Consider the following 17522-nt stretch of genomic DNA (forward strand, 5'->3'; position numbering starts at 1 on the left):
TAGCGCGCTTCTGAATCAATGCGTCCCAGTAATTTGAAAGCGCACCCGGGGTCTCATGGACCACAGACATAAACGGCTACCAGCCCGCCCTTCCCGTTTGCATAGTACGTTCAGAAACCAACGTTTTTGAACGTACTCAGTGCTGACCTTGGCGAACTTGTCAGGAAGGCCTGCTTAGTCCGCACAGCAGACTCTCACTCAGCTTGCCACCGAAGTCAGCTTTGAGACGGCTGTAGCCCTGGCCCCCTTGCGGACCACCGGTGTGACGCGCCTTGATGCGCTATCAGGTCGCTCCAAGATTGAAGGAATGCATCCTCGAGCACACGCACAGACCGGTTTTGCGCCACAAGGCCGGTCCCCCGCGTCATAACACGCGACAGCGCGTGGCAAATCTCGCTCTTTGTGCCAAGCGGCACGACCATTCCACCGTGGGCGGCGTGATCGTTCAACCCGTCCACATCGGCGCAAATCACAGATCTGCCCGCACTCAACGCTTCGATGGCCACAAGGCCGTAAGCCTCCCAGCGGGACGGCATGATCACCGCATCGACGGCCGCGAAAGCAAGGGTCGGCGCGGCAGAGAAGCCTTTGAAATGTATGCGCGGATCATCTAACGCAAGACGGCGCAGTGACGCCTCTTCATCACCTTGACCGTAGATGTGCAGGGCCATGTCTGGACTTGATAGCGTGCGGAAAGCAGCGATGAGGGTGTCGAACCCTTTTTGCCGATCAAGGCGCCCAATCGCGCCAAACACCCGAACCGGGCCAGCGTGACCAGGGACGGCGCGAAAGGCTTGCAGATCAACGCAGGATGGAATGACCGTGATTTTGTCAGCGGGGCACAGGGCATTTTCGTCGATCCATTTCGCCTGCGCGGCGCTGACAGCGACGACCTTGTCGAAGTTGGTAAACCCAAGCCGCAGCATCGCAAGGAAACGCCCGGGGGAGGAAACATTATGCGTCACAAACCCAGCCGTATAACTGTGTTCGACGTGGATCATCGGGGTGCGCAGATTGACGGCGCGCAATGCAGCCAGCCCCGGCATGCCGCGCCAGTTTAAGGTAAGATGAGAGACGATGACGTCCGCTTTTAGACGCGCGGGCCGGATGCGGCCACGGGCGACCTGCTGCGTGACATGCCGGGCCTGCGCCTGCAGGTCGCCAGAGGTCACGAGGAAATCGACGACGCGCATCACACCGCCAGCGTTGGTGTCATCGACAAGGTGCAGCACGGTGGGACGGCGGGTCATGGTTTGTGCGCCTTTAGTGTCAGCAGCGATGCCATCACAGCCCGCCCGCCCAGCCGCAGGGCAAGGGCTGCGACCGCCGTGGTGACGGTCTTGATCGGCTCTTCGACCAGCGGAATCCAGGACTGGCGCAGTGCGTCGGTGATCATCCGCCACGCGCGCACACCGTCACCGTCGCTGACCGCACGCCGCGCAAGATAGCGCAGTTGGTAGGCGCGTGCCGCCGGGGCAAGACGGGTCATCATTGCTGGATCAAGGGGCGTCAGCTTGGCGATCATCGCCTCCCACGCGGCCAACTGGCGATCGGTCGCGGCGGACAAGCCGCCAGCGCTGATGCGGTAGCGGGTCAGCAGGCCGGGCACGCCTTCGAACCGCCAGTTGGTCGTCAGCGCGATCCGCACCCAGCATTCGATGTCTTCGGATTGCCGGAAGGTTTCGTCAAAGTACCAGTCACGCGCGATCTGGAACGCCGGGCGATAAGCGATGGCGTCAAACACCGCGCGACGGATGACCGGCGCTGACCCATTCCCGATAGGATTGCGCTTAAGGATATGCGCCGCGTCGACCCCGGTCAGGCGCGGGTGCTGCGCCTGTTTCAAAAACCTGCCATCGTCATCGATCAAGGCAGAGCCTGCGTAGCTGACGCCGACAAGCGGTGACGCGTCCAGGTGCCGGACATGCGCATGCAGCTTCCACGGCTCCCACAGGTCATCGGCATCGCAGAACCCGATAAGATCACCCTTCGCGGCCGCGATACCCGTGTTGCGGGCCCCCGCAAGGCCGTGGTTGGGCTGCTGGATCAGGCGAACACGCAGATCACCCTGAAAGGATGTCGCGATGGCGGCTGTCGCGTCGCTGGACCCGTCGTCGACAACGACGATCTCGAAATCGCGAAAGGTCTGGTCCAGTAAGGCAGACAACGTGCCCGCAAGGGTCCGGGCGGTATTATAGGCAGGGACGACGATGGTGACACGGGGCATGATCGATCTCCTTTAAAAACTCAGCGCGCAAAAAGGCGGCGGGACAGCCTGCGCGGCATCATCAGCGCGCCGCAGGCCCCAAGCAGCGTCAGCACCCCACGGCGGGGCGTCGAAAAGAATGCTTTGGGACTGAAGAGCAAACCGCGCAGTGTATAGCGCAGCGGTTTGATGCGCCCTTGGTCAAGGCGCAGGGCCCGGCGGGCAAGGTAACGCTGATGCACCGCCTCGGCGGCGCGGTCCGGCGCATAGCCAAATTCGGCCGCCGTCTGCAGCGCCATATCGCGTCCTTCCGCCATCGCAGAAAGGTCAGAGGATAGTCCGCCGGTGCTGGCCCGATACCATGTCTGGCGCTGGGGGGTGCCGACGATGTTGGCCCCTGCTCCGACCACGCGGATCAGCCATTCCAGATCCTCGTTGTGCACGATCCTTGTGTCGAAACCGCCAGATGCTGCGAAAACGTCCTGCCGGATTGCGATGTTTGACATGGTGCAGACAGGGTTTTCGCCCAGCAGCATCGGGATGGTCAGCGGCCCTTGCGGCACGGTTGAAAACGACGATGCGCTTGCTGGTGCGCCTTTGAAAAAGGCGACCTGACCGAAGGCGGCATCAATCGACGGGTCGGCCAAGACGACGGCCAGCTGTGCCAGCTTCGCCCGCGACCAGATGTCGTCGGCGTCGCAGAAGGCGATGACATCGCCGGGTGCCGCAAATGATGCGCCGTGATTGCGGGCATCGGATGGCCCTTTGCCGCGATTGCGGACCAGCGTGACGCGCGCATCTTGCGCGGACACTGCGCGCAAGATGGCACGGGTCGCGTCCTTGGATCCATCGTCAACGCAGATCACCTGCAACGCCGGGTGGGTCTGGGATGTGATGCTGGACAGCGTGTCCAGCAGTGTCGCAGCGGCGTTGTAGCAAGGAATGACAACTGTGAATTTCATTTTGGATTAAACCTGTGCTGGACGGGGGAAAAAGGCGGCGCGGATCGCAGGAAGCGAGGCGGCGACGAAGATGGTCGTCGTGGTGATGGCATAGCCGGTGGCGACGACGGTCAGGCCTAGCGGGGCAAGCAAAACCGTATTGGCAATGACGCCGGCGGCCAGCGCCACGGTCACAGCCAGTTCAACCTGCGGCCGGTTGTTGGCCCGCAGCCAGCCAGCGGCGGCGGTCCAAAGCGTCGTGGGGATCGCCACAAGGCAAAGGATCGATACGATGTCACCGATCTCGGCCCAACTCTCGCCCAGCAGGACCGGGATGTAATAGGGGGCTGCCAGTGCTTGCAGGACCACCACCGGACCGATCACGCCAACACCGATCAGAAAGCTGCCGCGCAAAGCCGCATTGCGGTTGGCGGTCTGGGTCAGATGCGGAAACAGGACCGTGGCAAAGGCGACGGTAAAGGCGTTCGACAGGCCAAGACCCGCGTTGAAGGCCATGAAATATAGGCCCAGCGCCTTTGATCCCATCAAAAGGCCGACGATCAGCTTGTCAGCCTGCATCCGCAGCGCCTTGACCAGCTCCACCCCCAGCACAGCCCATCCGTAATCGACGAAGGGGCGCAGCGGGGCAAAGCCTGCGGCGGCGTCGCGGGTCCAAGGGTGCAGGCGGCGCATGGCGATCAACCAGATCGGCGCGGACAGCAGCCGCGGCAGGATCAGCGCAAGCGCTGACGGCCAGACAAGCACCAGCAGCACAGACATCAGGTTCGCCCCCACGACCTGCGCCCCCGCGATGGATGCGGTGCGGCGCAGCTTGCCTGCCCGCATCGCAAGCGCGCCTTGAACCAGACCTGCCGGCATGAACAGGTATTCAGCACCGAGCAGGAAAACCAGCATCGACAGCGTCACGCTGCCGCCCGACAGCCAGAAGCCGGCGGCGATGGCGGTCTGCACAGCGAACAATCCGATGCTCCACCCCCAAAAGATCCGGTGTGCGGTGGCGCAGACAGCCTCTAGCGCGTCGTCGCGCGCGGCGATGATCCGTTGGCCGACACCGTTTTGCGTCAGCGATTTCAGGATGTCGCCAGCCGCCATCGCCGTTGCGGCGACACCGATCTGCGTCAAGTCCAGCGTCCGGGCGACGGCGATGACAACGATCAGGCGCGACGCCTTGGCCGCGACTTCGGATGCGCCGTAGGCCATCAGATTGCCGATCAGGTCCTTGGATCGTGACGTCGCCTGCATGTTTCAGTTGTCCCGGTGATTGCGGTAAACAAACTTTAAAGGCACCCTACCCCGTCTGTCCCCGCCCCCTCAGGCCAGCGGACACGCGCAAAAGGGCAACATCCTACCCGTCCGGATAGGGCTTGATCCAGCTGCCCCTTGGACCGTCACGTTGAATCGGCATAGGCTACTTACAACGACAGATAGCAGAGGTTCGCATTGGCCCATTCACTCCACCTATCCTGCGCCCTGTCAGTCCTGATGTTGACGCCGGCCTGTACCGCTTACGACACGCCCGACAACATCGAGGCGGTGGCCAAAGGCGATGCCTATCAGGCCCAGTATCGCGACCCTGCCGTGACCCGCCAGAATGCAATGTACCTGCGGTCAGAGCCGCTGAACGCGCAAAAGTGTCTGCCCTTGGGCGGCGTCGACGCGGCTGGCGCAAGTCTTGGCAAAGGCAGCACGATGGCCGCTTCCATCCTGCAGGGCGAACGGCTGACCCGGAACGACCTTCTTGATGTGCGTGTTGGCGACGATCCGACATTTAGCGGATCCTACGTCGTGTCACGCGACGGGACGTTGAAACTGCCGTTCCTTGACCCGATCCAAGCGCAGGGCCGATCTACATCCGAGGTAGAGGCAGACATCCTGCGCGGCCTGCACTCCAAGGATTTCTACGCCGATACACCGCAGCTGTCGGTCCGCGTGACGGATTTCGCCTCTGTCAACGTGGCCGTATCGGGCGCTGTGTTCGAACCACATGCGGTGGAAATTGGCGGCGTGATGGGCGATCGCCTTGATGTCGTGCGTCAAACGGCCCTTGGTGCCTCGACCGAAGGGCGCAACCTATCCGCCGCCCTGCGCGCTGTCGGCGGCGTGCGGCCTGATGCCGACATATCCGCAGTTGAAGTGCGGCGCGGCGGTGCGCTGTACCGGCTGGACATGCGCGGCGTATTCGAAGGGCAGAATGCCGTCGACATCATGCTGCTAAGCGGCGACGAAATCCGCGTCCCAAGCCGCCAGTGTTTCCAAGAAGACCTGATGCGGCCCAGCCCGATCAGCCCGCCGGGCGTCAGCCTGTTCCTGTCGAACCTGACCCAGCCCGCGACCAATAACGCGTCATCTGCCATCGGCCAAACCGTCCGAGAGGTGCCATACGGCACGCGTTACCTGCAGGCGGTGATCGACGCGAACTGTGTCGGCGGGCCGCGTAGCACAAGCGCGGACCGATCATCGGTGCTGTTCACCCGCAACCCGATCACCGGCGTGTCCGCCGTGATTGAACGCGATATCGAAGATTTGCTGCGCCGCGCCGACCGGGACGATTACGACCCCTACTTGCTGCCCGGCGATGCGCTGGCCTGTTACGATAGCACGGTCACAAATATAGCAGAGATCGGTCGGATCTTCGGCGTTTTGGGGGCCGCGACCCTGCTGGCAAGGTAAACACGTCGCGGGCATGTGGTGATTGGCTGCTATCTGCAAACGCAAACAGGCAGCCCTAGGGCTGCCTGCTTTGCCACTTTGTGACCAGTCAGTTAGTGGGCGCCGCGCCCCGACAGAACGGCGCGGAATGTGCGGGCGATCAGCGTCAGGTCAAGCATGATGGTCCGCGACCGGGCATAGGTCAGGTCCATATCGATCATCTCGTCGAATGCGATATCGGCACGACCAGAAACTTGCCACATCCCAGTGATGCCCTGCTTTACGGACAAACGCTGCATCGCGCGGGCCGGATAGGCCGCGACTTCGTCCGGCAGCGCAGGGCGCGGACCAACGATTGCCATGTCCCCGCGCAGAACGTTCAGGATTTGCGGCAGCTCGTCGATGGACAGACGCCGGATCACCTTGCCAACCTTTGTAATGCGCGGATCGGATTTGGATTTAAAGCAGATGCCGTCGCGGTCAGACGTGGCCAAAAGGGCCGCACGGCGCGCCTTGGCGTCCTGCACCATCGACCGGAACTTGAATATCGTGAAGGGCTGGCTGTTATGTCCAATGCGGGTCTGCTTGAACAGCACCGGCCCAGGCGAGTCTGCCTTGATCGCGATCGCCGTTAGCGCCAGAACCGGGGCAAGCGCCACACAGGCGGCGCCTGCGACTGTGACATCAAGCGTCCTGCGCATCGCGCTTGCCGCTGACACACGGCGCAATGTTGCCATACCTGCGCGCGCCAGAAAGGTCAGATTGCCCGCAAGGTAGCGACGTGCAAGGCGGCGCGGTTCCTGCGCCAGACGCCAGATCCATTCGGACCGGGCGCGGCGCACCCAAACGGGCGCACGGCTGACATTGCCAGCCAGAAAATCCAGTGCCGCGCCGACACCCGTCACCAACTGCGCGTCCAGTTTGTGGGCGTGTTTGTCGATCCAGTTTTCCTGCAGCGGCACGCCAAGGGCGACCAGCACAATGTGTGCGCCGCTGGCATTGATATCAGCGATGACGGCGTCGGTGTTCTGCGCACCTGCGAACCCGTCGCGGGTACCCGCGACCTGCAGATCTGGAATGCGCTGGATCAGGGTGGCCGCCGCAGCGTCCGCTGTCCCCGGCGTGCCCCCGAATAGATAGACCGACTTGCCAGCCTTCGCCGCCTGCGCCAGCAGTGCGGGGATCAGGTCCGTGCCGTTCAGGTTGCCGGCAAGGCGCTGTCCGGTCATCCTGCCCGCCAATTCCACGCCGATCCCATCTGGCAACAGCACGTCGGCGCAGCGCACCGCTTTCATATAGGCCCGGTCCCGGTGCATCACGTTGCAGCAATGCGCATTGATGAAAAACGCCTTGCGCTTGCCGGGCAGAAGCAACGCATCGACTGCACCCTGAAGGGTGCTATCAACAAGCGATAGATCAAGCGCCGGAAGATAGGTCTGGGCACCGGCAAAGGCTGTGACATTGGCATCGAAGTCGAAAGTTGCATGTTTCATCTGGGCATCCGGTATTCAGTTCGGTTGCCATCAGATCAATGAAAATAGGGGTTTGGTGCAACGGAACGACCGGGTAGATTCGCTGGGCAGAGGATACTGCGACAGCCATGCGGTGATGCTGTCCTGTGCCAATGGTTAACGCGCATATACTTTTTGAGTAGAATGCGCGTTAAATTTTCCGGAAATCAGGCCCCGAATGCCCGCACGCCCGAATGTGGAACCTTTGAACCGCGGACCCGTCATGGGCGTTTTGATCGCCGACGACTGCGACCAGTTGCCCGATTCGCTGGGCTTAGGCGCACACAACGCCCCTTTTTCGTTCATGCGAGCGGTCAAAGCGAAGGTAACAAACTGGCGCACCAAAACGCTGACCGCCCGCACGGCCGGATCTTGCGGACCTATCCGGACGGATAGGCCACCGCGCCCGATGCGACCCGCAGGTGCCCTTTCGGGCGAGTGATGCATGCGGTTCAAATTGTTAGGACCTAGGTTAAAGGAAAGTTAACCCATGTCTTATGCGCCAGCCGACACGACCCTGACCGCCCCCCGGCCTGGCCGCCGCAAAGGCAAGGTCAAGCGCGCTTTTGTCGGTGGCAAGCTTAGCGATCTGGGCCGGTTGCCGCGGTATGCCGCCTTTGCCATTCTTGGTGCCGCGATGATCTGGGCCCCGATCATGGGCTATCTGCGGACCGCACCGCTAAAATACACATCCTCTACCTCGCTGATCCTGCCCGGCTCTGGCGCTTCTGCATCATTGAACCTGAACGGGATCGGTCAGGCGTCATCCTCTGCAAACTCGGCGTTTTCCAGCAATGCCGTTAGTCCGACTGAAACCTACAAACGCCTGCTGAGCGCAGACCGCATTCTTGCCGCTGCTGCAAAGTCGCTGGACATTGGCCAAAGCGACCTTGGCCAGCCGCGCGTCGAACTGGTCAATCAAACCAGCCTGATCCATTTTCAGATGATCGGCAGCAGCCCGCAGGATGCCCAAGCGCGCGGCGACGCGATCCTGACGGCCTTTTTCCGCGAACTTGACGCCCTTCGGACGGACGAGGTTAACACGCGCCAAGGCAGCAGCCTGCAAGCGATTGCCGACTACCGCGACTCTGTGGCCGGGACCCGGGCAGAGATTTCGACGCTTCAGGATCAAACGGGTTTGTTGTCAGTTCAGCAATACGATGTGCTGCTGGACCGTAACCTCGCGCTGCAGACCGAAATCCGCAGCCGCGCCGCAGCCCTTTCAGAAGCCGATGCTGCGGTCGCGGCGATGTCGCGTCAGCTTGGCCTAGATCCGGAAGCCGCCGCCAAGACGCTTAAGCTTTACGCCGACGGCTCTTACCTCGCCCTGATCGACGAGGTCGCGTTATTTGGCACGGAACTTGCCGCAGCATCCGCCCAATACGGCGCGGCGCATCCCAAGGTCGTTGCCGCGCACGGCGCGCGCGACACAGCCCGCGCTGCCGCCTTGCAACTGGCTACGGCGACAACCGGGCTGGACACGGCCACACTTTCCACCCTCGACCTTGCCCCGCACGGCGTCCGGGCTGACCTGCTGTCGGACCTTGTGCGCAAGGACGTCGACCGGGCCGGGCTTTTTCAGGAACTGACGACATTGCAGGCGCAATTCGCTGACGGACAGACGGACCTGACCAGCAAGGCCGCCGCGGCCGCGCAGCTTCAGGATCTGGAGCGCGATTTTTCGGTGGCAGAGGCAGTCTTTGCCTCGGCCATTGCCCGTGCCCAGTCGAGCAAATCGGATGTCTACGCCTCTTACCCGCTGGTGCAGGTGCTGGAAAATCCGTCGCTGGCGGATCGCCCATCGTCGCCCAATCGCAAACTTGCCATCGCGGCTGGCATCGCCGCCACGCTGATGATGCTTATGGCCCTTGCGATGGTCTGGGTCCGGCTTGCCTTGATCAGCCGGCTGCTGACCAAGCCCGCAGCCAAGGCATGACCGACCTGAATCCAGTCGAACGTCTGGTTTATCGCACGTTAGTCTGGACCTGGCCCTTTTATGCCATCGGCGCACTTTACGTCGTGGGGCCGGTGCTGGCTTGGACGCTGGGCGGGCTGGCCGTGCTGATCCTTTACCTTGGCAACGCCGTGCGCGCAGATATGCGTGCGGCCGGCCCGGTGCCTGTCGTGGTCTGGCTGTGGATCATCGGCATGGCCATCATGCTGTTTGCCCTGTGGGCCGGACACCTGAACTGGTCGCTGAGCCTGAAGCAGACGATCAAATCAACGATCGGCTGGGCAAAGGGGTGGGCGCTGCTGGCGCTTTTTCCCCTGATCGGCGCTGTGCTGCCGATCAGGCGCAGCGTGCTGGTGCGCGGACAATGTGTTGTTGGCCTTGGCACGCTGATCCTAGCGCCCTTGATGCTGGCCGCGCCCCATATCGGACTGCCGGAACGGATTTTCACCTCGCCGCTCAAGGCGATTGGCGGTCCGGGGCCAGAGTATTTTTCGGTTTACCTGTTCACATGGGACCCCGGCAGCTGGACACCGCGCTGGCAGTTCTACGCGCCTTGGTCGCCCTTCGCGGCGCTACTGGGCGTTGTTCAAGTGCTATTTGCCCTCGAAGAAGACGACCGCCGCTGGCGCCGTATCGGGATCGCGGCAGGTCTTCTGATGATCTTTGCGTCAAAATCCCGGATGGGCCTTGTGGGTCTGGCGGCCTGCACCGTCGCCCCGCGCATGATGCCCCTTATCCTGCAAAGCTGGGCATGGCGCGTCCTGTCAGGCCTGACCGCCTCGCTCGCGATTAGCGGCGCAGCCTTGGCGGCCGCGGCCAAGGACGCCGTCTCTGCCTTCAAAAATGCGCGTGCTGACAGCACGCGGGTGCGCGAAACGCTGCAACGCATCGCCACCGAACGCTGGCGAGAAGAGGCGGTCTGGTTCGGTCACGGCACCGTGCAACCGGGGTCCCACGCGGTCGAATACATGCCCATCGGCAGCCACCACACGTGGTACGGCTTGTTGTTCGTCAAAGGCCTGATCGGTTTCGGCGCATTGCTGGTACCACTGCTCTGGCAGACACTTTTGACCCTGCGCGACGCGGCTTGCGGCCCACGCGGCCGCCTGCCGATGGGGCTGATGATGACGATCATCCTGCTTACCTTGGGCGAGAACTTGGAGATTGAGGCCTATCTGCTGTGGCCCGCTCTGCTTTTGTTGGGCGTCCATGCCCGCGAGGTCCAACAGGATCCGATGGCGGCGATGAAGCGGTAAAAGACAAGCGGCACCGCGGCGGTTCTGGCGATCACGATCAGCCCCATCTTGGACCAGAAGGCGATATTGACCAGGGCAGCGATCCAGACTGCAATGCGCAGCGCAGGTTCACGACATCGCCGTTTTCATCGATGGAATCAAAATAGACATAGGAATGCGGGTTCACGAGGCGCACGCGCATGTTCGCGCCTGAAAGCGCGACCGATTCTTAAGCCGTCGCAACCTCTAGCTATGACGCGGTTCACATTGGGGCACGGCGGCGCAAACAGAAGCCGCGTCAAAAGAAGCCATTCGGGCACAAATCTGGGTAAATTCGGCGCTACTCTAGCAGAGTGCAGCAATATCAACCATGAAAGGAGGATATATGGTACCACGTCCTGGTCTCGAACCAGGGACCTCTTGATCCACAATCAAGCGCTCTAACCAACTGAGCTAACGCGGCACTGCGGCGGATTTAGCGAACCCCATCCATGATTGCAAGAGCCGAAAGCCCCGCGTAAAAGCCAAAAAAACAGGAGGCCCCGATGGGTATCAACGACGAACGCGATTTAGAAGCCAACATGCAGATCGGCCCGACCGAACTGGGCATGGTCCGCTTGTTCATTACATCGGGCACGGTAGAGGTCCCGATGGACTTCGATCCCGAAGAAGCCGAGGAAATTGCAGAAGAAATTCGCGCGGCTGCCGCAGCGGCCCGCGCTGTCAAACCGCGCTAAACCGCTAGGCCGCGCCAGATTTCGCGGCGACTTTTGCATTGAAACGCGCCACGTCAATCGTGGCGCGGCGATGCGTGCCTTCGCTAATTAAACCTGCCGCATCCCACGCTTTTACGCGAAATCGCAGGCTGCGCCCCTCAATTTCGATCAATTCCGCCTCGGCGCGGATCTCCATCCCTTCGGGCGTGGGCGCGATATGGGTGACATTAATGTCCGTGCCCAGCGAATGCTGCCCCGCCTCTTGATGCGGGAAAACGCATTTAATGGCGGTTTCCTCTAGAAACCCGACCAGAAACATCGTCGCCAGCACCGGCGGCATTGTGGAAAAATCGCCAAAGACCCCCGTGACGCCCGGCACAAGCATATTCGCGGTCACAACCATCCGCGCCTCGGCCTTCAAACCCACTGTCAGCATCGTATCACCCCCCGAATGGCAGCACGAATCCCGGATCCCGCGCCGTTTGCGCCCGCACCGCCGCATGGCGCGCGAATTTCTGGATCATGACCTTGCGGCGCGCTGGTGCAAGCTTTGTTTGTGGTCCCATCGTCAGGATTTCCGCGTCATAGCCATCGGCAATCATCAAACCTGTGTCTTCCGGCAGCAGTTCGGTCGGAAATTCCGGCCCGACAGCCCAGAAGAATCGATCACACCACGGCAAATAGCCCTGCCATTTCGAATCAGACTGAAAGTCAGCGCGGGATGATTTGCACTCAATAATCCAAATCTCGCCCTTCGGCCCCAGCGCCATCACATCTACCCGCAGGCCAGAGGTCGGCACCAGTTCCTCGACGCAGACAAAATCATGGCCCCGCAAATGGCGCGACACGCCCCGCGCCAGCAATTGGCCTGGCATCAAAGTTGGCATCGAAACAGGGAGGTTCATATCATCAGGCATGGCGCAAATATGAACAAAACGTAAACATCGGTCAAGGCCGCCAAGGATATTTGCATCCCGCCCCTTGCCGAACCGCGCTCGCAGGCTTACCTCAACCCTTGGCGGGCTTCTGCTCTTCCCGTGCGTATGGGGGCTACATTCCAGTGGCCTTAAGCAAATCCGAGGGCGCTGGCTCTGTCCGGACCCTGGTCCGGTTATCTGGTGCCCACCTGTACATACAGGTCCTCGGGAATAAGTCCCTGCACGGTCGCTGCGGTTCCCGCCACCTCAGACCCGGCTCAGCGCCATCATGGCGATGCCGGTCGACACAAAGTTCACGCCGAGCATGACGCCAACCGCCCACAGCGCTGTTCCCGGCAACCCGGCGATCAGCAAGAAACCAAGGGCCAGCGTGACGATGCCGTTCACGGCCAGCCAGCCCCAGCCCTTTTCAGGCCGGTGTTGAATGGCGATCATGCCCTCGGCCACACCCTGCATCAAAAACACCGCGCCCAGCAGCAGCGTCAGCCCAACAAGGCCCGTCAGCGCAAAGAACGCCAGATAAACGCCCAGCGCCAGATGCATCAGCGCGATCACGCCAGCAAGCAAGCCAGATCGCCAGCCGCGTGATTGCACCGCGTGCCAAAGCAGCACCGCACCGGTGATCAAAAACACCCAGCCCAGCGCGACCTTCGCCACGACAGAAAACACCAAAGGAAACAGGATCGCCAAAACCCCGACGGCGATCATGACGATGCCAACGTTGCGGAATCGCCCGCGATGGGCGCGCACCGCATCCATGACACTGGGGGGAAGGCCGGACAGGGGATCAGTCATCGCAAGATACCTCGCAGAAAAAGCGCAGGATCAATGCCCCTGCTTCTTCTGGTCTAAAGTATCTTGGGGTCCGGGGCAAAGCCCCGAAAGGGGTGGGCGGGCGGGCCCGCCCCCCCCCTTCACATCACAAAACGCGCGCTTAAAAGCCTTCTGGCAGCAGTTCATGCGCCATATGATCCAGCACAGCATTCACAAACCGCGGCTCTTTGCCGTCGGGAAAAAATGCGCCAGCCACATCCACGAATTCCGTGATCACGACTTTGGGCGGCGTATCCTTAGCGATCAGCTCAGCGCCGGCAGCCCGGAACAGCGCGCGCAGGGTGGGGTCGATCCGGCCCAGCGGCCACTTCGCCACCAAGGCGCGGTCAGTCAGCTGGTCAATGCGCGCCTGATCTTCCACAGCCCGCTCTAGCAGGCCGCGAAAGGTGTCGACATCGCCTTCCAGCATTTCCACATCGTCAAAGACCTCGCCAAAGCGGTGGTCTTCGAACTCTGTTATCACACCGTCAACGGTCTGGCCGATGGCTTCCATCTGAAACAGCGCCTGCACCGCAAAGAAACGAGCAGCAGACCGCATTTTGCGCCGCTGGTTATTCGAGATCGTCATACCGTCTCTCCGCCTTTGGCCAGATTTCCGCTCGTAAAGCCCACGGTCTTGCCCGCGTTGCCCCAGCGCCGTTCCAGCGCGATCAAATGCAGCGCGGCAGCCGCAGCGCCGCCGCCTTTGTTCTGGCCATCCGCCTGCGCACGCACAGCGGCTTGCTCGTAATTCTCGACCGTCAGGATGCCATTGCCGATGCACAGGCCCTGCAGGCCCAGCAGCGTCAAACCGCGGCTGGAATCGTTGCAGACCGTGTCGTAATGCGTGGTCTCGCCGCGAATGATGCAGCCCAGCGCGACATAGCCGTCAAAGTTGCTAAGCCGTTCAGCGATACCGATAGCGGTGGGGATTTCCAGCGCGCCGGGGACCTCGATGACCTCCAACTCCACGCCCGCCTGATCGCAAATGGCCTTCGCCCCTGCGATCTGCTGGTCATAGATGTCTTTGTAATAAGGCGAGGCCACGGCCAGCAATTTCACCGGTGCATCAAACGTCGGCAACGGCATGGAATAGTGCGAGGGTCCGGCCATTATCCGATCTCCGAGATTTTGCGCGTGCCGGTGATTTCCAGCCCGTATGCGTCAAGCCCGACGACCTTGGGCCGGGGCGAATTGGTCAGCAGTTCAATCTTGTGCAGGCCCAGCGACGACAGGATCTGCGCGCCAAGGCCATACTGCCGCAGCGTCTGGGGCGACACTTCGTCATCGGGGACCATTTTCATGTGCAGATCGCGCAGCAGCACCAGCACGCCGCGACCTTCGGCTGCGATCAGCTCCATTGCGGCATGAAACTCGGCACTGCGGCCGCGCGGGCCGGTGCCGATGATGTCCAGCATCGGGTCCAGCGCGTGCATCCGCACCAGCACAGGGTCATCCGTGGTCACGTCGCCTTTGACCAGCGCGATATGCTCTGCGCCCTGCGTCTCGTCGGTGTAAATCCGCATGTCCCAGTCACCGCCAAATTCGCTGGTGATGGTCTGGCTGGACTGTTCGCGCACCAGATTGTCGTGGCGGCGGCGATAGGCGATCAGGTCGCTGATCGTGCCGATCTTTAGGCCGTGCAGCTGTGCAAAGGCGATCAGGTCCGGCAGGCGTGCCATTTCGCCGTCGTCTTTCATGATTTCGCAGATCACGCCCGACGGGTTCAGGCCAGCCAAGCGGCTGATATCAACGGCAGCTTCGGTATGTCCGGCCCGCACCAGCACGCCGCCTTCTTTCGCCCGCAAGGGAAAGACGTGGCCCGGGGTCGCGATATCGGCGGCCCCTTTGCCAGCGTCGATGGCCACAGACACGGTGCGCGCGCGGTCGTGGGCGCTGATACCAGTGGTGACGCCTTCGCGGGCTTCGATCGAAATGGTGAACGCCGTTTCATGCCGCGACGAATTATTCGTCGACATCAGTTGCAAGCCCAGCGCGTCAATGCGCGAACCCGGCAGCGATAGGCAGATCAGCCCGCGCCCGTGGGTCGCCATAAAGTTAATTGCATCGGGCGTTGCCATCTGCGCCGGGATCACCAGATCGCCTTCGTTCTCGCGGTCCTCGTGGTCGACAAGGATGAACATGCGGCCGTTGCGCGCGTCCTCGATGATGTCTTCAATCTTGCTGATCGCGTCGGACCAGTCGCGTTCAACCGGGCCTGGCGTCTCGAAAGGTTGGGTCATCGGGGATTCCTTTAGCGTGTTGCCTCGGCCAATAGCCCAGCCAAGGCGGTTTGGAAAGATCGTGGCAGCGCTATCAGGCCGCAGCCCATGCACAGGTACCCTGCGTCATCAGTCGTATTCGCGCAGGCGGGCGACGTAGCGGGCCATCGTGTCGACCTCTAGGTTGATCGCATCGCCGACCTTGGTCGCGCCCCATGTCGTCACCGACTTGGTGTGCGGGATGATGTTCACGCCAAAATCGCGGCCATCGACGGCGTTGACGGTCAGCGATGTGCCATTCAGCGCGATGGACCCTTTGGGCGCGATGAACTTGGCAAAGGCCTCTGGCGCGCGAAAGGTGAACCGCGTGCTGTCGCCTTCGTCCTGCACGCCCACAACCTCGGCCACGCCGTCGATATGACCTGACACGATATGCCCGCCCAGTTCGTCCCCGACTTTCAGCGCGCGTTCCAAATTCAGCGTCTGCCCCACGGTCCAAGCGCCCACATTCGTGGCCCCCACGGTTTCGGCGCTAATTTCCACGTCAAACCAGTTCTGCGGCTCGCGGCCCAGCGCGACGACTGTCAGGCACACGCCTTCGCAGGCGATGGACGCGCCGATGTCGATCCCGTCCACATCATACCCGGTGCCAATGCGCGCGCGCAGATCGCCGCGCTGCTCTAGCTCTAGGATACGGCCCATATCGGTGACAATTCCGGTAAACATAACATGCTCCTTCACGGTTTGTTTCGAGGTAGCCCCTCATGCTAAGTCAGACAAGCACCGCATGCCGTGTTAACGCCAACGCGCCTTATTTTTGCCCACCAAAAGGGTTAACCGCTTACAAAGCCCAAGTCAGATTGCCCCCGTGACCGATCCCGTCAACCGTCAGTTTTTGTTCCTACAAGGGCCCCACGGCCCGTTTCTGCACCGCCTTGCGCGCATGCTGCGGGCAGCGGGTGCGCAGGTGTGGCGTGTCGGGTTCAATGCGGGCGACAGGGCGTTCTGGTTCGGCGGGCAAGACTACATCCCCTTTCGCGACCCGCACGATCAGTGGCCGGACACCTTTCGCGCCATCGTGGCGCAGCATGACATCACCGATATCGTGCTTTACGGCGACACCCGCCCGATCCATGCCCAAGCGGTCGACATTGCAAATGAACTTGGCCTGCGCATCCACGTCTTTGAAGAAGGCTACATGCGCCCCTACTGGGTGACGTACGAGCGCGGCGGCACCAACGGCCATTCGCGCCTGATGGACATGAGCGTTGATGACATGCGCACGGCGCTGGCGATGTCCGATCTGGAAATGCCGACGCCGCCCGCCCATTGGGGCGATATGCGCCACCACGTGTTTTACGGCGCGCTATATCATTGGTTCGTGATGTTCCGGAATCGGGACTACCGCAACTTTACCCGCCACCGCGAATTGCCAGTCGCCGTGGAAACCTGGCTTTACACCAAACGCCTGCTGCTGATGCCCTATATCGCGCTGGACCGGCGCATTGCGACGCTGCGCATCCGCTATGGCGGATTTCCCTATCATCTGGTGCTGCTGCAACTGGAACATGACGCCAGCTTTCAAAAACACTCTCCCTTCACCCGGATGGAAGAGTTCCTGACCGTCGTCATGGACGGTTTCGCCAAAGGCGCGCCGCGGCATCATCATCTGGTGTTCAAGGCGCACCCGCTGGACAATGACCGCAGCCCGACAAAGCGGATCATCAAACGCCTTGCCGCACAGGCAGGCGTCAGTGACCGGGTGCATTATGTGCGCGGGGGCAAGCTGGCGCGGATGCTGGACCATGCCCGCACCGCTGTGACCGTCAATTCGACGGCCGCGCATCAGGTGCTGTGGCGCGGCATCCCGCTGAAGGTCTTCGGCAATGCCGTCTATAACAAGCCGGAATTCGTGTCCGATCAGGCCCTGCCCGACTTCTTTACCGCCTCTGACCGCCCCGACAGCCGCGCGTACAAGGATTACCGCCGGTTTTTGCTGGAAACGTCCCAAGTCCCCGGCGGCTTTTATTCCACGCGCGGGCGGCGGCAATTGATGCGGCAAGTCGTCGATATGATGCTGGCGGACGCCGATCCCTACGACAGCCTTGCCTTGGGCAAAACGCCACCGCGCCAGCCCTTGCGGATCGTAGGCTAAAACACACAACACCTTGCGTGGCAGCATCCCGCAGCGACACGAAAGCAACACTAGCGCAAGTCAGACCCCGGCCTGCGTTCTGCCAAACTATCTTTCCCCGCGTCTTTCCCGTAGGTTAAAAAGAAAAGACGACCGAGGCAGAACAATAACAGGTCGAGGAG

General features: G+C 61.7%; 17 protein-coding genes and 1 tRNA gene. 5 read left to right on the top strand and 13 right to left on the bottom strand.

Annotation, left to right across the window (positions count from 1 at the left end):
• Positions 1-215 precede the first annotated feature (215 nt).
• From KBW81_RS11025 to KBW81_RS11040, 4 genes are read right to left on the bottom strand one after another with little or no spacing between them, the layout of a single operon-like run.
• Positions 216-1250, bottom strand: coding sequence for a glycosyltransferase family 4 protein (locus KBW81_RS11025; protein WP_254247207.1), 1035 nt, complete (start codon positions 1248-1250; stop codon positions 216-218).
• Complete coding sequence (locus KBW81_RS11030) at positions 1247-2227, bottom strand: glycosyltransferase family 2 protein (protein ID WP_254247208.1); 981 nt, start codon at positions 2225-2227, stop codon at positions 1247-1249. Before KBW81_RS11030 ends, KBW81_RS11025 begins: the two co-directional genes overlap by 4 nt.
• Positions 2228-2247: 20 nt before the next feature.
• Positions 2248-3168, bottom strand: coding sequence for a glycosyltransferase (locus KBW81_RS11035; RefSeq protein WP_254247209.1), 921 nt, complete (start codon positions 3166-3168; stop codon positions 2248-2250).
• 6 nt (positions 3169-3174) lie between these two features.
• Positions 3175-4410, bottom strand: a complete 1236-nt coding sequence (locus tag KBW81_RS11040) for an oligosaccharide flippase family protein (protein ID WP_254247210.1) — start codon at positions 4408-4410, stop codon at positions 3175-3177.
• 240 nt (positions 4411-4650) lie between these two features.
• On the opposite strand from KBW81_RS11040, the gene KBW81_RS11045 reads away from it, so the two are divergent.
• On the top strand, positions 4651-5838 hold the full coding sequence (locus KBW81_RS11045) for a polysaccharide biosynthesis/export family protein (protein WP_254249050.1): 1188 nt from the start codon (positions 4651-4653) through the stop codon (positions 5836-5838).
• A 92-nt stretch (positions 5839-5930) separates the two neighbouring features.
• Here KBW81_RS11045 and KBW81_RS18765 read toward each other — a convergent pair whose 3' ends face one another.
• Positions 5931-7310, bottom strand: coding sequence for a WecB/TagA/CpsF family glycosyltransferase (locus KBW81_RS18765; RefSeq protein ID WP_302059197.1), 1380 nt, complete (start codon positions 7308-7310; stop codon positions 5931-5933).
• A gap of 508 nt (positions 7311-7818) precedes the next feature.
• Between KBW81_RS18765 and KBW81_RS11060 the strand changes: the two genes are divergently transcribed.
• Both KBW81_RS11060 and KBW81_RS11065 read left to right on the top strand, forming a co-directional pair.
• Positions 7819-9264 carry a GumC domain-containing protein gene (locus KBW81_RS11060; protein ID WP_254247211.1) on the top strand — a complete coding sequence of 482 codons (1446 nt, stop codon included), beginning with the start codon at positions 7819-7821 and terminating at the stop codon, positions 9262-9264.
• Entirely contained in the window at positions 9261-10538 is a 1278-nt protein-coding gene (locus tag KBW81_RS11065) for an O-antigen ligase domain-containing protein (protein WP_254247212.1), read from the top strand. Before KBW81_RS11060 ends, KBW81_RS11065 begins: the two co-directional genes overlap by 4 nt.
• Positions 10539-10903: 365 nt before the next feature.
• Here KBW81_RS11065 and KBW81_RS11070 read toward each other — a convergent pair.
• Positions 10904-10980 (bottom strand) — tRNA-His (locus KBW81_RS11070).
• An 82-nt stretch (positions 10981-11062) separates the two neighbouring features.
• Here KBW81_RS11070 and KBW81_RS11075 point away from each other — a divergent pair.
• Positions 11063-11254: a DUF6324 family protein gene (locus tag KBW81_RS11075; RefSeq protein WP_090189225.1), complete on the top strand. Its 192-nt coding sequence runs from the start codon at positions 11063-11065 to the stop codon at positions 11252-11254.
• A gap of 4 nt (positions 11255-11258) precedes the next feature.
• On the opposite strand, the gene KBW81_RS11080 is transcribed toward KBW81_RS11075, so the two are convergent.
• The 7 genes from KBW81_RS11080 to KBW81_RS11110 form a co-directional block, all read right to left on the bottom strand.
• The gene (locus tag KBW81_RS11080) at positions 11259-11669 is read right to left on the bottom strand and encodes a thioesterase family protein (RefSeq protein WP_090189223.1); all 411 of its coding nucleotides are present in this window, start codon (positions 11667-11669) and stop codon (positions 11259-11261) included.
• Positions 11670-11673: 4 nt separating this feature from the next.
• Positions 11674-12150 (bottom strand): MmcB family DNA repair protein, encoded by a 477-nt coding sequence (locus KBW81_RS11085; protein ID WP_090189221.1) that lies wholly within the window; start codon positions 12148-12150, stop codon positions 11674-11676.
• Between the two features lie 267 nt (positions 12151-12417).
• A complete protein-coding gene (locus KBW81_RS11090) occupies positions 12418-12966 on the bottom strand; it encodes an HdeD family acid-resistance protein (protein ID WP_254247213.1) in 549 nt (182 codons plus the stop codon).
• A 139-nt stretch (positions 12967-13105) separates the two neighbouring features.
• The gene (gene nusB / locus KBW81_RS11095; protein WP_090189217.1) at positions 13106-13573 is read right to left on the bottom strand and encodes a transcription antitermination factor NusB; all 468 of its coding nucleotides are present in this window, start codon (positions 13571-13573) and stop codon (positions 13106-13108) included.
• Entirely contained in the window at positions 13570-14097 is a 528-nt protein-coding gene (locus KBW81_RS11100; protein ID WP_090189215.1) for a 6,7-dimethyl-8-ribityllumazine synthase, read from the bottom strand. Before KBW81_RS11100 ends, nusB begins: the two co-directional genes overlap by 4 nt.
• Entirely contained in the window at positions 14097-15227 is a 1131-nt protein-coding gene (gene ribB / locus KBW81_RS11105) for a 3,4-dihydroxy-2-butanone-4-phosphate synthase (protein WP_090189214.1), read from the bottom strand. The genes KBW81_RS11100 and ribB overlap by 1 nt, the downstream gene beginning before the upstream one ends.
• A gap of 108 nt (positions 15228-15335) precedes the next feature.
• Positions 15336-15932: a riboflavin synthase gene (locus tag KBW81_RS11110; protein ID WP_254247214.1), complete on the bottom strand. Its 597-nt coding sequence runs from the start codon at positions 15930-15932 to the stop codon at positions 15336-15338.
• A gap of 142 nt (positions 15933-16074) precedes the next feature.
• On the opposite strand from KBW81_RS11110, the gene KBW81_RS11115 reads away from it, so the two are divergent.
• Complete coding sequence (locus KBW81_RS11115) at positions 16075-17361, top strand: capsule biosynthesis protein (protein ID WP_254247215.1); 1287 nt, start codon at positions 16075-16077, stop codon at positions 17359-17361.
• Positions 17362-17522 lie beyond the last annotated feature (161 nt).

The organism is Loktanella salsilacus, from assembly GCF_024206795.1.
Lineage (GTDB): Bacteria > Pseudomonadota > Alphaproteobacteria > Rhodobacterales > Rhodobacteraceae > Loktanella > Loktanella salsilacus.